Annotated in this window: 11 protein-coding genes; 4 read left to right on the top strand and 7 right to left on the bottom strand. The window is 64.4% G+C overall.

The genetic code is table 11. The features are described 5' to 3' along the window. Positions 1–32: 32 nt before the first annotated feature. The 4 genes from ACGGKE_RS01195 to ACGGKE_RS01180 all read right to left on the bottom strand — a co-directional run bounded on the left by ACGGKE_RS01195 (position 33) and on the right by ACGGKE_RS01180 (position 6,381). Positions 33–524, bottom strand: coding sequence for a methylated-DNA--[protein]-cysteine S-methyltransferase (locus ACGGKE_RS01195; RefSeq protein WP_394439364.1), 492 nt, complete (start codon positions 522–524; stop codon positions 33–35). Between the two features lie 73 nt (positions 525–597). After that, the gene (locus ACGGKE_RS01190) at positions 598–2,001 is read right to left on the bottom strand and encodes an efflux transporter outer membrane subunit (protein WP_394439362.1); all 1,404 of its coding nucleotides are present in this window, start codon (positions 1,999–2,001) and stop codon (positions 598–600) included. 3 nt (positions 2,002–2,004) lie between these two features. After that, positions 2,005–5,181: an efflux RND transporter permease subunit gene (locus ACGGKE_RS01185; RefSeq protein WP_394439360.1), complete on the bottom strand. Its 3,177-nt coding sequence runs from the start codon at positions 5,179–5,181 to the stop codon at positions 2,005–2,007. A 3-nt stretch (positions 5,182–5,184) separates the two neighbouring features. Beyond that, positions 5,185–6,381, bottom strand: a complete 1,197-nt coding sequence (locus ACGGKE_RS01180; protein WP_394439358.1) for an efflux RND transporter periplasmic adaptor subunit — start codon at positions 6,379–6,381, stop codon at positions 5,185–5,187. Positions 6,382–6,497: 116 nt separating this feature from the next. Here ACGGKE_RS01180 and ACGGKE_RS01175 point away from each other — a divergent pair, with 116 nt between their 5' ends. Further along, positions 6,498–7,085 carry a TetR/AcrR family transcriptional regulator gene (locus ACGGKE_RS01175; RefSeq protein ID WP_394439357.1) on the top strand — a complete coding sequence of 196 codons (588 nt, stop codon included), beginning with the start codon at positions 6,498–6,500 and terminating at the stop codon, positions 7,083–7,085. 39 nt (positions 7,086–7,124) lie between these two features. On the opposite strand, the gene ACGGKE_RS01170 is transcribed toward ACGGKE_RS01175, so the two are convergent. From ACGGKE_RS01170 to ACGGKE_RS01160, 3 genes are all read right to left on the bottom strand, one after another. Further along, on the bottom strand, positions 7,125–10,016 hold the full coding sequence (locus tag ACGGKE_RS01170) for a M16 family metallopeptidase (protein WP_394439356.1): 2,892 nt from the start codon (positions 10,014–10,016) through the stop codon (positions 7,125–7,127). A 90-nt stretch (positions 10,017–10,106) separates the two neighbouring features. Beyond that, positions 10,107–11,486 carry a DEAD/DEAH box helicase gene (locus ACGGKE_RS01165; protein ID WP_394439354.1) on the bottom strand — a complete coding sequence of 460 codons (1,380 nt, stop codon included), beginning with the start codon at positions 11,484–11,486 and terminating at the stop codon, positions 10,107–10,109. Between the two features lie 281 nt (positions 11,487–11,767). Continuing rightward, entirely contained in the window at positions 11,768–12,238 is a 471-nt protein-coding gene (locus ACGGKE_RS01160; protein ID WP_394439352.1) for a pyridoxamine 5'-phosphate oxidase family protein, read from the bottom strand. 97 nt (positions 12,239–12,335) lie between these two features. Here ACGGKE_RS01160 and ACGGKE_RS01155 point away from each other — a divergent pair, with 97 nt between their 5' ends. The 3 genes from ACGGKE_RS01155 (at position 12,336) to ACGGKE_RS01145 (ending at position 14,100) form a co-directional block, all read left to right on the top strand. Beyond that, the gene (locus tag ACGGKE_RS01155; RefSeq protein ID WP_394439350.1) at positions 12,336–12,911 is read left to right on the top strand and encodes a NifU family protein; all 576 of its coding nucleotides are present in this window, start codon (positions 12,336–12,338) and stop codon (positions 12,909–12,911) included. Between the two features lie 86 nt (positions 12,912–12,997). Then, a complete protein-coding gene (gene tsaB, locus ACGGKE_RS01150) occupies positions 12,998–13,624 on the top strand; it encodes a tRNA (adenosine(37)-N6)-threonylcarbamoyltransferase complex dimerization subunit type 1 TsaB (RefSeq protein WP_394439348.1) in 627 nt (208 codons plus the stop codon). Next, complete coding sequence (locus ACGGKE_RS01145; RefSeq protein WP_394439346.1) at positions 13,621–14,100, top strand: GNAT family N-acetyltransferase; 480 nt, start codon at positions 13,621–13,623, stop codon at positions 14,098–14,100. Before tsaB ends, ACGGKE_RS01145 begins: the two co-directional genes overlap by 4 nt. The last annotated feature ends 24 nt before the right edge of the window (positions 14,101–14,124 follow it).

Below are 14,124 nucleotides of genomic sequence, written 5' to 3'. Positions count from 1 at the left end.
TTAAGCGGCAATGGCTGGCGGCAGAACAGGAATCAATCCGTGGCGATCGGCCGTTCGTGCGCGAGCAGCCATTGCTTGGCCTCGATCCCGCCGGCAAAGCCCGTCAGCATGCCGTTGCTCCCGACGACCCGATGACATGGCGTGACGATCGAAAGCGGATTGCGGCCATTGGCTGCACCCACCGCCCGGACGGCGCCCGGCCGATCTATGGCGCGGGCGATGTCGGCATAGCTGCGCGTCTCGCCGAAGGGGATCATATCGAGGGCTTTCCAGACGCCGCGCTGAAACGCGGTGCCGCGCGGAGCGAGCGGCAGGTCAAACCGTCGCAGCGCGCCTTCAAAATAGGCGTCGAGTTGCGCGCCGGTTTCCTTCAGCACCGGATGGTCGGGCGCGTCGACGCCATCCGGCAGGGGCACGCGCCCTGGCGGATCATCCGGCCAGAGCACCGCCATCAGGCCGTCGTCACAAGCGATCAGCGAGAGACGACCTAATGGGGACAAGTGAAAAGCGCGGAAGAGCGTCATGCCAAGCTCCATGGGACCCGTCCGACATAGCGCGATCGCAAAACCACGCCCTCCCGCGCCTTGCGCCCAAATTCTATTTCAGGCCGCCGCCCATGGCGCGATACAGCTCCACCATGTTCGTCGCACGGGTCAGTCGCGTGGCGAGGAGCGATTGCTCCGCGGTGTAGAGCGTGCGCTGCGAATCCAGCGTCGTGAGGAAACTGTCGACGCCGGCGCGAAAGCGTGCTTCCGACAACGTATAGGCGACGCGGGCCGAATCGCGCAGCGACGTCTGCGCCTCCATTTGCTGCGTCATCGTGCCGCGCCGCGCCAGCGCGTCGGCCACTTCGCGAAACCCGGTCTGGATGCTCTGCTCATAGGTCGCCAGCATGGCGTCATACGTCGCCCTGGCATATTGCAGATTGCCCTGGTTGCGGCCGAAATCGAAGATCGGCACGCTCGCTGTCGGCGAGACCGACCAGAAACTCGAGCCCGACCCGAACAAGTTCGAAAGACCCAGGCTGAGCGACCCGAAGGCCGTCGTCAGCGAGACGTTCGGGAAGAAGGCCGCACGCGCCGCGCCGATATTAGCGTTGGCGCCGCGCAGCTGATGCTCGGCCGAGGCGATGTCCGGCCGGCGCAGCAGAATGTCCGAGCTGACATTGGCCGGCAGATTCTCGATCGTCGCCCCGGCCTGCGGCAGGCTGTCGGGCAGATCGGCCGCCGGCACCGTTGTTCCGGCGAGCAGGTTCAGCGCATTCTGGTCCTGCGCCACCAGCGTCGTCGCTTCGGCAATGTCCGATCGCGCTTGGTCATAGCTGGTCTGCGCCTGGCGCACTTCCAGTTCGGAAGCGATGCCGCGTTCGAACCGCGCCTTGGTGAGCGCGAGCGTCTTGCCGAACGCGCCCTCCAGATCGCGCGCGATACGCAAACGCTCCTGATCCGCCGCCATGGTGAGCCAGGCGTTGGCGGTTTCCGCGATCAGGCTGGTCTGCGCCGCATTGCGGGTTTCCACGCTGGCGAAATATTGTTCCTGCGCGGCCCGGCTGAGATTGCGAATGCGGCCGAACAGATCAATTTCCCAGGCGGAGGTGCCGACCTGGGCCTGGTAAATGTCGGCCCGGCCGGATCCCGCCTGCGAAAAGGGCTGGTCCTGATAAGTCGCTGTGCCGCCCGCCGCCACAGTGGGCAGCAGGTCCGCACGCTGGACGCGATATTGCGCGCGCGCCTGCTCGACATTGGCCATGGCGATCCGCAGGTCGCGATTGTTCGACAGCGCGGTTTCGATCACGCGCGCCAGGCGCGGATCGGTGAAGAAATCGCGCCACGCCGTATCTGCGGGGACGATCGCCTGACCCTCCCCGCCTTCGGCATAGGCCGGGCCTTGCGGCGTCGACGTCGGCACGGGCATTTCCGGGCGCACATATTTGGGCGCCATGTCGCACGCGGCCAGCGCCAGCGAAAGGGTGACGGCGCCCAGCGCCTTGATGCTGCGCATATGTCAGGCCTCCTGCGGCGACGCGGGCCGGCCCGCATCATCCGCCGATTGATGATGATGATGTTCGCGGAACAGGCGCTTCACGACCGTGAAGAAGACCGGCACGAAGAAGATGGCAAGCACGGTGGCCGACAACATGCCGCCGACGACGGCCCAGCCGATCGCATTCTGCCCGCCGGCGCCCGCGCCTGTCGACATCGCCAGCGGCAGCACGCCGAAGATGAAGGCGAAGCTGGTCATCAGGATCGGCCGCAGACGCAGCTTGCCCGCTTCCAGCGCCGCCTGCGCGGGCGGCAAACCTTCGCGCATCTTCTCTTCGGCGAATTCGACGATCAGGATCGCGTTCTTTGCCGATACGCCGATGGTGGTGATGAGGCCGACCTGCAGATAGATATCATTGTTCAGCCCCGCCAAGGTCGCCGCGATAACGGCGCCCAGCACGCCAAGCGGCACGACAAGCATGACCGCGATCGGCACCGACCAGCTTTCGTACAGCGCCGCAAGGCAGAGGAAGACGATGAGCATGGACAGCGCATAGACATAGGGCGCCTGACCACCGGAAATCTGCTCCTCATAAGAGATGCCGTTCCAGCTGAAGCCGATACCGGCAGGCAGCTTGGCGGCATGTTCCGCCATGGCCTGCATCGCCGTGCCGCTAGACACGCCGGGTGCGGGCGATCCCTGGATGTTCATCGAGGGAACCCCGTTGAACCGCTCGAGCCGCGCGGGCCCCTGCACCCACTCGGTCGTGGCGAAGGCCGAAAGCGGCGCCATCTGACCGCTGCTGCCGCGAACATGATAGGCGCCGATGGCGTCGGGCGAGGTGCGGTAGGGCGCATCCGCCTGAACATAGACCCGCTTCACCCGGTCGCGATCGATGAAGTCGTTGACGTAGGAGCCGCCGAGATTTGTGCTGATCGTGTCGTTGACGTCAGCCTGGGCGATTCCCAATGCACCAGCCGCCGCCTGATCGACGTTCAGCTTGAGCTGCGGTGTATCCTCCAGGCCGTTGGGACGCACCTGCGCCAGGCGCTGGTCGCCCATCGCCATGCCCAGGAGCTGGTTGCGCGCGGCCAGCAGCTTCTCATGGCCCAGATTGCCCTGATCGAGCAGCTGGAAATCGAAGCCCGAGGCATTGCCCAGTTCCTGTACCGCCGGCGGCACGAAGGCGAAGGCCATGCCCGCGGAGATCTTCTGGAACGCCATATTGGCTCGTTGGGCAATGGCGGGAACGGCATTCTCGCTGCCTGAACGCTCGTCCCAATCCTTCATTCGGGTGAATACGATGCCGACATTCTGCCCCTGCCCTACGAAGCCGAAGCCCGCGATGGTGAAGACGGCCGCCACATTGTCCTTTTCATCGACCAGATAATGGTCGCGCATGCGCGCCAGCGTGCGCTCCGTTTCCTCCAGCGTGGTCCCGGCGGGGAGCGAAAGCTGCGCGATGATGATCCCCTGATCCTCGTCGGGCAAGAAGCCGGCAGGCAGGCGCAGGAAAATGAACGCCATGCCGACGACGATCAGCAGATAGAGCAGCATGGTGCGGCCCCAGCGGCGCTCCACCTTCTGCACACCCTGGCCATAACGCGTCACGCCCTTGTCGAAGGTGCGATTGAACCAGCCGAAGAACCGGCCAAAGATCGATCCGAACCGGCCCTTCCATTGGTCATGACCGTGCGAGGCAGGCTTCAGGATGGTGGCGCAGAGCGCAGGCGTCAGGATCAACGCCACCAGCACCGACAGGATCATCGACGACACGATGGTGATCGAAAACTGCCGGAAGATGACGCCGGTGGAGCCACCGAAGAAAGCCATGGGCAGGAACACTGCGGACAGAACCAGGCCGATGCCGATCAGCGCGCCGCTGATCTCGTCCATCGACTTCCTCGCCGCTTCCTTGGGACTGAGCCCCTCATCCTGGATCAAACGCTCGACATTCTCCACCACGACGATCGCATCATCGACCAGCAGGCCGATCGCCAGCACCATGCCGAACAAGGTCAGCGTGTTGATGGTGAAACCAGCGGCATAGAGGATGGCCAGCGTTCCCAGCAGCACCACCGGCACCGCGATCGTCGGGATCAGCGTCGCGCGCCAGTTCTGCAGGAAAATGAACATGACGACGAAGACGAGCAGGATCGCTTCGAACAGCGTATGGATCACCTGCTCGACCGACAATTCGACGAAGGTCGAATTGTCGACCGGGAAATCATATTTGACCCAGCTCGGGAAGTTGGCCGACAGCTGATCGACGCGATCCTTCACTGCCTCAACCGTGTCCAGCGCATTCGCCCCCGGTGCCAGCTTCACGCCGAAGCCGGATGCCGGCGAGCCGTTGAACTTGACTCCGAAGCCGTAATTTTCTGCGCCCAGTTCGACCCTCGCAACGTCGGACATCAGCACCACCGACCCGTCGCTGTTGCTGCGCAAGCGGATATTGCTGAACTCCTCGGGGGTGCGCAGACGCGATTGCGCGGTGACGGTGGCGTTCAGCGCCTGCCCCTTGGGCGACGGCGCGCCGCCAATCTGACCGGCGGATACCTGCGCGTTCTGCGCCTGGATGGCGGACTTCACATCACCGGTCGTGATCTGGAGATTGGCCATCTTGTAGGGATCGAGCCAGATGCGCATGGCATATTGCGACCCGAACAACTGGGTATCGCCGACCCCGGTGACGCGGCTGATCGGATCCTGGAGCGTCGAAGCGATGAAGTCGGCCGCGTCCTCCTGATCGTGAATGCCATCATCGGCATAGACCGCCATGATGAGCAGGAAGCTGGAGGTCGATTTCCCGACGCGCAGACCCTGTTGCTGCACTTCCTGGGGCAGCAGAGGCGTCGCCTGCGACAGCTTGTTCTGCACCTGCACCTGCGCGATGTCGGGATCGGTTCCCTGTTCGAAGGTCAGCGTGATGTTGAGATTGCCCGACCCGTCGCTGGTGGACGAGAAATAGCGCAGATTGTCGACACCCTTGAGCTGTTGCTCGATAATCTGCGTCGTCGTGCTTTCCAGCGTCTGGGCGTTGGCGCCCGGATAGGTGGTCTGGATCGTCACCGCAGGCGGCGCGATCTCCGGGAATTGCGCCACCGATAGCGAACGCAGCGCCAACAGGCCCGCCAGCATGATGACGATGGCGATGACCCATGCGAAGATGGGTCGGTCGATAAAGTAACGGGCCATGGCTTAGTTGGCCTCGCCCTGGGCGGCAGAAGCGCCGCCCGGTTTGGCCGTTGCCTGCGCGGCGTTGTTCGGCGCGGTCACCTGTTGCGGCGCGCCGGGGCGGACGACCGTGCCGGGCTTCAGGTTCACCAATCCCTCCACGATGAGCTTGTCGCCGGGCTTGAGGCCGCTGGTGACGATCCACTTGCCATCGACCGCACGATCGACTTCGACCTGCCGCATCTCGACCTTGTTGCCCTTGCCCACGACCATCGCCGTCGCGCGGCCACGCGCATCGCGACTGATACCGGGCTGCGGCGCCAGGATCGCTTCATTGCGCCGCCCTTCGACCAGCCGCGCCCGGACATACATGCCCGGCAGCAGCAGGCCTTCGGGATTGGGGAAAGTCGCGCGCAGCGTGACCGCGCCCGTATTGGGATCGACCGTCACTTCGGAAAATTGCAGCCTGCCCTCGATCGGATAGGTGCTGCCATTGGGAAGCAGCAGCTGGATGCGCGCACCTTCCGCCTCGCTCACGCCGCCCGTCTTCATCGCCTGCTTGAGGTTGATGATTTCGGCGGCCGACTGAGTCACGTCGACATAGACGGTGTCAGTCCGCTGGATCGTCGCCAGGGGATCGGCCTGGCCAGCCTGAACCAGCGCGCCTGCGGTAAAGAGCGATCGGCCGATATGACCGGAAATGGGCGCGCGAATGCGGGTGAAGCCGAGGTTGACCTGCGCAGCCTGAACCGCACCGCGTTGCGCCGCAACATCGGCCCGCGCCTGCTGGGCGGTCGCCACGGCATTGTCATATTCCTGTCGGCTTACCGCGTTGATGCCAACGAGATCCTTGTAACGCTGCGCCTGGAGGCTGGTAGAACCGATGGTTGCCTGCGCCCGCGCGAGCGAACCTTGCGCCTGCGCCAAAGCGGCGCGGTAAGGCGCATCCTCAATTTCGAACAACACCTGTCCCGCGCGGACGAAGCCGCCCTGGGGAAAGAGGCTGCGGCGGATCACGCCGCTGATCTGCGGACGGACTTCCGCTGTTTCCAGTGCGGCAACACGCCCCGGCAGCTCATTCACAAGCGGCACCGACTCGGTTTTGACCGTGACAACCCCAACCGCAGGGGGTGGCGGAGCCGGAGGCTGGCTTTCGCCGCATCCGCTCAGCGCCAAAGCCGACGCACACGCCAGCAGTCCGGTGAAAATCCCCTTTTGCATCGCCTGGATCCGTTTCGTTATGAACCTGAGATCAGAATGAACGTTCATTCCGCTTGCCGCGCAGGTAGTATCATGCCACAGAAACTTCAAGGCTCAAAAGGCCAATGGAGTTAGAAATGGTTGCAGTGCAGCATGAGAAGGGTGGCAGAGCGCGAATTATGGACGCCGCGCGCGCGCTGTTCGGCTCGAACGGGTTCCACCAGACGTCGATGGCGCAGCTTGCGACGTCCGCGCAAGTATCGGTCGGCCAGATCTACCGTTTGTTCAAGGGCAAGGAAGATGTGATCGAGGCCCTGGTTCAGGCCGATGCTGACGCCTGGACCGTGACAATGCAGGCCTTGCGCAAGCAGCTTGACGCCGGCGCCCTCACAATCGAACAGACGTTTGAACAGATGTTGCTGCACACCACCGAGGAAAAGGACGAAGCACTCTCGTTCGACATACTGGCCGAAGCCTTTCGCAACGACGCCGTGCGGCAAACGATCGGCGAGTTATGTGCGGGATTCCGCACAACCCTGCGGGAGTTTGCGTGCGTCGCCAATCGCGATCTGACGGGCGAGGCGCTGGATGCGGCAGAGGAGATGCTGCTTGCCTGCATGTTCGGGTTCGGCCATCGCAGCTTGTCCAGACCCCGACTGAGCGCCCCCGTCGCCGCGCATCGCGCCGCGCAGATGATCGTCGCCGGCCTCAAGGCCGTACGCTGAAGCGCATGGAAGCGCGCGCTCGCCAACGGATCTCTTTCCCTATTTCGCGGCCACGCCTTCCGGCAACACGACCGTCGACCAGCTTTTGCCCGGCACCAGATATTTGGCCGCCAGAGCCTGCAACTGGGCGGGGGTGACGCTCAGCATGTCCTTGGCCATGGTCTGCATTGCCTGGACATAGCGAGGATCATGCGTGGCGCCCTCCATCTGGCTCATCCAGAAGGCGTTGCCGGTGCTCGCGCGCATCAGCAATTGCTGCATCGGCGCGACGGCGCGCTGCAGTTCGTCGGCGCTGACGGGGTTCCGGGCAAGGTCGTCCGCGGTAGCCTTGACCACGTCGTAGAAATAATTGACGCGGTCGGGCCGCACTTGACTGGTCACCAGGATGTAGCCGCCGCTTTCATAGGAAAATGGCCAGTTATTCTGGACGCTCGGCGAATAGGCCGCGCCTTCGGTCGATCGCAGCTTTTCGAACAATCGGTCGTTGAAGATCTGCGTCAGGATTTCCAGCTGCCGCGCTTCCTGCTGTAAGGCAAATCCCCCCGCAGTCGGCCAAGCCATCACGGCGGCGGCCTGACTCTTGTCGCCCTGGTGCCGCAGGATCACCGGCTTTTCGACATGGGCCGGGAAGCGCATCACCTTGTTCGCCGCCGGCACCGGCGCGTCCTGCCGGGCGGGCAGCGCACCAAAGGTAGCGGCGACGGCCTTTATCGCATCATCCGCCTGCACATGGCCAAAAATCTGGATCTCGATCGGCCCCGACGCCAGCACCGGCGCCCAGGTGGCGCGAAACGCCTCGGGCGTCAGCCCTTCAATTTCGGCGCGCGATGGGGTGCGATAGCGCACATCCTTGTCGTGCAGCAGCCAGTTAAGGTCCCGGCCCAGCACGGAATCGGGGGCTCGCGACATGGCGTCATAGGCGACGATCGCGCCCGTCTTGACGCGGCCGATCGGCGCAGGGTCCCAGCCTGGCGCCGCCAGCTTGGTGGCGAACAGCCGCAACTGGTCCTTGTAATCCGCCGGCCGCGTGACCGCCTGCAGTTCAAAGGCGTCGTCGTCGATGGAAAATTCCATGCCCATGCGGCGGCCGATGGTCAGTTCGTCCAGTTCCCGCTGCCCCAGCTTGCCGATGCCGCTCGCCACCAGCGCGTAACCGCCGGCCCAGCTGGGCACGGGCTTGTCGGGGGAAAAGGCCTGCTGCCCATGGCCGAAGCGGACGTTGATCCGCACCTTTTCAGGCTCCGCATCATTGGCGAAGAGGGTCAGCTTGACCCCGTTGGAGAAGCTGATCGTTTCCATGCCCGGCAGACCCACCGCGGCGCGGGACACCACCGTACCCGGCGCGCCGAGCTTGGGCAGGTCATCCATCGTCACTGGCTTGTCGGACAGGCGCGCATTCGTCGCCGCCTTGACCGGCGCCGCGACAGCGGCCGCAAGTCGCTGGTCCAACCCCGGCTCGACCTTGCTGGTCACCAGCATCGCCCGAAATACGCCGGCCGAAAAAAGCCGGCGCGTCGAATCCAGTATCTTCTGCGGCGTCATGGCGGGCTTGCCGGCGCGGAAAATCTCCACCGCAGCCTGCGGACTGACCGTCGTTTCGCGAATATCGACCGCGCTTACCAGATCGGTCGCTTGCTTGGCGCCCGCCTCTGTCGAGGCATTTTCCACCTGGATCGCCAGCGCCGTGTCCATCTGCGCATATTCGCGGTCGATCTCCGCCTGACTGGGCGGGGCCGCCTTGGCGTCTTCGACGATGGCGCGCACATCGTGCAGCGCTTTTTGCCAATCATCATTGCTGGGGATGATGGACAGGAACGTGCCATCGGCCGATCGGCTGACATCCTGCTGCTCGACGCTCGCCTGGAGGAAACTGCCCCCTGTCCGGGCCGCCTGTTCCAGCCGCCGGCTGACGATCTGCAGCGCCAGCATGTCGGTCAGCTTATCCTGATTGTAGACGATCGTATCGGCATGAGCCTTCCAGGGTCGCAGCCAAGCCATCGTCAGCCCGACCGGCACGCCGGGTTCGACGCACACGTTGGTCGCCGGCAGCTTGGGATCGGGCGCGCCAAAATCGGGAATGGCGGCGCCCTTGCCGGGCACTGCCCAGCTGGCGAAATTATCCTTGATCAACTGCTCCGCCAGCGCGGGATCAATGTCGCCGGAAATCGCGATCACGGCATTTTCCGGCCGATACCAGCGTTGGTGGAACGCCTCCATGCTGGCCGCCGTCGCCGCCTTCAGCGTCTCGACCGTGCCGATCGGCGCATGTTTCGCAAGCGGTTGGCCAGCGAAGAAATGCTGACGACTGGCGTCGGAAATGCGGCTCTGCGGCCCCTCGCCTTCCCGCTTTTCCGCCATCACCACCGCTCGCTCGGCATCAACGGCGCCGTCGATGATATTGGGATCGGCCATCATGCCCGCCAATATTTTCAGGCTTTCGCCCAATGTCGCCTGCGTCGCCTGCGGCAGGTCCAGCGCGTAAGTCGTGCCGGTCGGCGTCGTCTGCGCATTGCTGTCGCTGCCGAAGGTGACGCCCAGCCGCTGCCAGATCCGCTTCGATTCGCCGTCGGGCACATGGCGCGATCCGCGGAAGGTCAGATGCTCCATGTAGTGGGCATAGCCCTGCTCATCGTCCCGCTCCATCAGCGAGCCGACATCCATCCGCAGGCGAACGGATACCTGGCCCGGTGGCACGCCATTGCGCCGCACGGCGTAACGCAGCCCGTTGGGCAGGGTGCCGAACCGCCACGCGGCATCGATCGGCACGTCGCTATTTTCGTAAAGCCAGGGACGAAGCTGTGCCTTGCCGGCGCCCCGCTCCACCGGAGCGGCCGCCGGCTGCGCCTCGGCCGCCAAAGACTGCGGCGAGCCCGCCAGCAGCAGGGAAAGGGTGAGGAGCGAAGCAGCCGAACGGCGAGGGGGAAAACGCATAGGCAGCAGAGCCTAGCGTCCTTTTCCTGAACCGCTACTTACAATATCGCGGAAGGGAGGCGACGCACGCCACCTCTCCTCCCGCTATGCTCAGCGCACGCTGGTGCGCTGCACCGCGCCCTTGTGCGCGCCGACGCCGCCGCGCCGACGACGGCGGAAGGGCTTCTTGGCGCCTGCGCCATCACCTTCGCCGCGATGCGCCTTGTCGGGCGCGCCGCGCTGGGCCTTTTGCTGGTCCTGATAGCGCCGCTGCCCCTCGGCGCGCTTGGCCTGCTGCGCCGGGCTCTGGCTGGGCCCCTTGCGCTGCGGTGCGGGCTTGGGAAGATTGCGGACCGCTTCCAGGAAATTCTCGGGCAAGGGCACCACGTCGAGCTTGACGCGCGTGGCGCGCTCGATCGCCTTCAGATAAGGCCGCTCGTCATCCGCCACAAAGCTGATCGCGACGCCCTCGGCGCCCGCGCGCGCAGTGCGCCCAATACGGTGGACATATTGTTCGGGGACATTGGGGATTTCGAAATTGATGACATGGCTGACGCCCGACACGTCGATGCCGCGCGCGGCGATATCGGTCGCGACCAGCAGCTTGACCTTGCCCTGGCGGAAAGCCTGGAGCGCCGTCGTGCGCTGGCCCTGGCTCTTGTTGCCGTGAATGGCGAACGCATCGATGCCCGCCCCTTCCAAGAAACGCACGACGCGGTCGGCGCCATGCTTGGTCCGGGTGAAGATCAGCGCGCGATCGATCTCTTCCTGCTTCAGGACGATATGCAGCAGCGCCTGCTTTTCCGCCTGGTTGACGAAGGTCGCCTGCTGACGCACCCGTTCGGCGGTGGTCGATTGCGGCGCGACGCTGACCTTGACCGGATCCTTCAGGAACTGGCCGGCCAGCGCCTCGATCTCCTTGGGCATGGTCGCGGAGAAGAAGAGGTTCTGCCGATCGGTCGGCAGCAGCTTGGCGATGCGCTTCAACGGATGGATGAAGCCCATGTCCATCATCTGGTCGGCTTCATCGAGAACGAAGATTTCCGTGTCCTTGATGGTGAAGCAGCGCTGATCGATCAGGTCGAGCAGGCGCCCCGGCGTCGCAACGACGATGTCGACGCCGCCCGACAGCGCCTTGATCTGGCGATTGATCGGCACGCCGCCGAACACGGTTTCGACGCTCAGCTTCAGGAAGCGGCCATAGTCGCGAAAGCTCTGCGCGATCTGCGCGGCCAGTTCGCGCGTGGGCGACAGCACCAGCATGCGGCAGCCGCGCACGGGCGTGGGCTTGGGATGGCGCGCGAAATAGTCGAGGCTAGGCAGCGCGAATGCCGCGGTCTTGCCGGTGCCGGTCTGAGCGATGCCGCACAGGTCACTCCCTTCCAGCAGAACAGGGATCGCCTTTTGCTGGATGGGCGTCGGGTTGGCGTATTTCTTGGCGGCGAGCGCCTTCAGGATCGGCTCGGACAAGCCCAGATCGGTGAATTCCATGATAGTCTCACATGTCGGCCGGCGCCGGCTGTCCGTGACTGTCACAGAGAGGGCGCGAGGCGGGTTACGAAACGACCCGCGTGAAAAGGGAAGCCTCAAAGCTTGGCGCAGGCTTGTCATTGGCCGGTCCCTTCCCGCTCTTGCGGCTTCGGGGACGATCACGCTGCCAATCGCTGTGGGCCTGTGAGAGCCGGTTGCTGCGCCGCAGCGCATATGGCGACAAAGCGCGCCAAAAGCAAGCGGCCGCGACAAGCGCGGCCGCTAATTGTGGGTGGGGACGATCAGAGCGACACTTCGGCGTGCTTGCCCTTCATTTCCGACCGCACGTCGCCGCCGAACATCATCTTGAACACGCCCTTGATCGACAGGTCCGCGCGCCAGATTTCGGCGGTGTTGAGGTCAAAGCGCAGCATCAGCAGATTGGGATCGTTCCGGCCCTGCGGATACCAGGCTTCCACCTGTTTGGACCAGTAGCGATCGATGATCGCCGGGTCGGTCTCGGGCGTCAGCGTGCCGTCGATGCAGGCGAACAGATCATGGTCCTTCGCCGCGAACTGCGCCATGGCCGGACCGCCGGGCGCCAGTCGATTATCCTTGGCCGTGTAGAACCAGAAGCAGTGATTGGCCGACGGGTCGAGCTGCGCCGTCATCGGCAAGTGATGCTTCTGCGACCCCTGCAGCCCGACCATCAGGAAGGGGCTGGCCGACAGGTCCGCCCAGAACCGCTCGCGGATATCGGTTTCCGTGCTCATTTTCTCATCTCCTTGGCTTTTGCCTCAGTCAATCATCGGTCGCACTTGAAGTTCCGGACGGCTTGATCTTGCGCCGGCAAATCGCCACATGCGCGCCATGCTGATCGAGACCGAACTCACGCCGAACCCGGCCACCGTCAAATTCATGCCCGGCCGTGTGGTCATGGGCGCGGGCACCCGCGATTTCGCGTCTCCGGAGGATGCAGAAGCGTCGCCCCTGGCGAGCGCTCTCTTCACGCTGGGCGACGTCAAGGGCGTCTTCTTCGGCGGCGACTTCATCTCGGTCACGATTGGCGAGGGGTCGGACTGGCGCGACGTGAAGCCCGATGTGCTCGCCATCCTGCTCGATCATTTTTCGGCCGACATGCCGCTCTTCGCCGCTGGGTCCGCGGGCGGCATCCATGTGCCGGCCGAGGAAGAGACGTTCGCCGACGATCCGGAGGACGCCGAGATCGTGGAGCAGATCCGCGAGCTCATCGACACCCGCGTGCGCCCCGCCGTCGCCAATGACGGCGGCGACATCATCTACCGCGGCTTCGACAAGGGGACGGTCTATTTAAAGATGCAGGGCGCCTGCTCGGGCTGCCCCTCCTCGACCGCCACGCTCAAGAACGGGATCGAGCAGTTGCTCAAACATTATGTGCCCGAAGTGACGGAGGTTCGCGCGGTCTGAAGCGGCGCGACAATTTGGCAAATCGCGTCGGATCGACTAACCGCTAGGCGAATCCGCATCCGGCGGACGCTGCATGGGAGTCATCTTTGCGCCTGCTGGTGATCGACACTGCGACACAGGCCCTGTCCGTGGCGCTGCTGGAGGATGGCGCACCGATCGGGCAATTCCATGAAATTGTCGGCCGAGGTCATGCCGAAGCATTGCTGCCGGCGATCGCGGCCCTGCCCGACGGCGGCCGGGCGGACGCCATCGCCGTGGATGTGGGCCCGGGCAGCTTCACCGGCGTGCGCATCGGCATCGCCGCCGCGCGCGCCTTGGCGCTGGCCTGGGACATATCGCTGCACGGCTTCAGTGCGCCTTCGCTGATCGCGGCGCAGGCGGCGCGCGATCATGGACAAGGCCCTCTGATCGTCACCATCACCGGCGGTCATGGCGAACTTTTCTGGCAGTCCTTCACTGCCGATGGGCAGAGCGCGACGGACGAAATCCGCTCCACTCCGATCACCGAACTGGCGAGCCGGATCGACGCACCCGTCATCTACGGCACGGGCGCCGAAGCGCTCGTCACCGCGCGCGGCAGCGGCACCGCCGTCACCCTTTATCCCGACGCCAGCGTCTGGCCCTTGATCGCGGCTTTGCCCGGCTTGCCTCCCTCTCCCATCTACGGTCGGGGCGCCGACGCGAAAACAATGGCGGAGCGCGGCCTGTCATGATGCCCGGCCTCAACCTCGATCTGTTCGACACCGTCGATCGCAACGCGATGGCGGACGCGATGGAGGTGATGGTCGCCGCCTTCGACCCCGCCTTTGGCGAAGCCTGGACGTTGCCACAGCTCTCCGGCGTCATGACCTTGCCCGGCACCTGGCTGACGATCGCGCGGCTGGACGCCTCACCGCTCGGATTCGCGCTGGTCCGCTCGGTGCTCGACGAATGCGAATTGCTGTTGCTGGCGGTCGCGCCGCTTTGGCGTGGGCGAGGCGTGGGCGAAGCATTGCTGCGCGAGAGCCTGCGCACCGCGCGCCGTCGCGGCATTGTCACCATGAACCTGGAAGTCCGCGCGTCGAACAACGCGATCCAACTCTATGAGAAAATTGGCTTCGAATATGTCCATCGCCGCCCCGGTTACTATCGCGGCAATGATGGTCAATTATATGACGCGTTGAGTTTTCGCATAGACATGCGCAATTGACGCAATCGCCTATTGCGCAATTCT

This window comes from Sphingobium naphthae (genome assembly GCF_043589935.1).
Classification (GTDB): domain Bacteria; phylum Pseudomonadota; class Alphaproteobacteria; order Sphingomonadales; family Sphingomonadaceae; genus Sphingobium; species Sphingobium naphthae_A.
The sequence above is the reverse complement of the archived record's forward strand: the minus strand, read 5'-3'. Positions and strand labels throughout refer to the sequence as shown.

Coding starts and splice junctions, on each gene's coding strand:
- ACGGKE_RS01145 (WP_394439346.1), top strand. CDS start 13,621: ATGATGCCCGGCCTCAACCTCGATCTGTTCGACACCGTCGATCGCAAC.
- ACGGKE_RS01170 (WP_394439356.1), bottom strand. CDS start 10,016: ATGCGTTTTCCCCCTCGCCGTTCGGCTGCTTCGCTCCTCACCCTTTCC.
- ACGGKE_RS01190 (WP_394439362.1), bottom strand. CDS start 2,001: ATGCGCAGCATCAAGGCGCTGGGCGCCGTCACCCTTTCGCTGGCGCTG.
- ACGGKE_RS01175 (WP_394439357.1), top strand. CDS start 6,498: ATGGTTGCAGTGCAGCATGAGAAGGGTGGCAGAGCGCGAATTATGGAC.
- ACGGKE_RS01165 (WP_394439354.1), bottom strand. CDS start 11,486: ATGGAATTCACCGATCTGGGCTTGTCCGAGCCGATCCTGAAGGCGCTC.
- ACGGKE_RS01195 (WP_394439364.1), bottom strand. CDS start 524: ATGACGCTCTTCCGCGCTTTTCACTTGTCCCCATTAGGTCGTCTCTCG.
- ACGGKE_RS01160 (WP_394439352.1), bottom strand. CDS start 12,238: ATGAGCACGGAAACCGATATCCGCGAGCGGTTCTGGGCGGACCTGTCG.
- ACGGKE_RS01185 (WP_394439360.1), bottom strand. CDS start 5,181: ATGGCCCGTTACTTTATCGACCGACCCATCTTCGCATGGGTCATCGCC.
- ACGGKE_RS01155 (WP_394439350.1), top strand. CDS start 12,336: ATGCTGATCGAGACCGAACTCACGCCGAACCCGGCCACCGTCAAATTC.
- ACGGKE_RS01180 (WP_394439358.1), bottom strand. CDS start 6,381: ATGCAAAAGGGGATTTTCACCGGACTGCTGGCGTGTGCGTCGGCTTTG.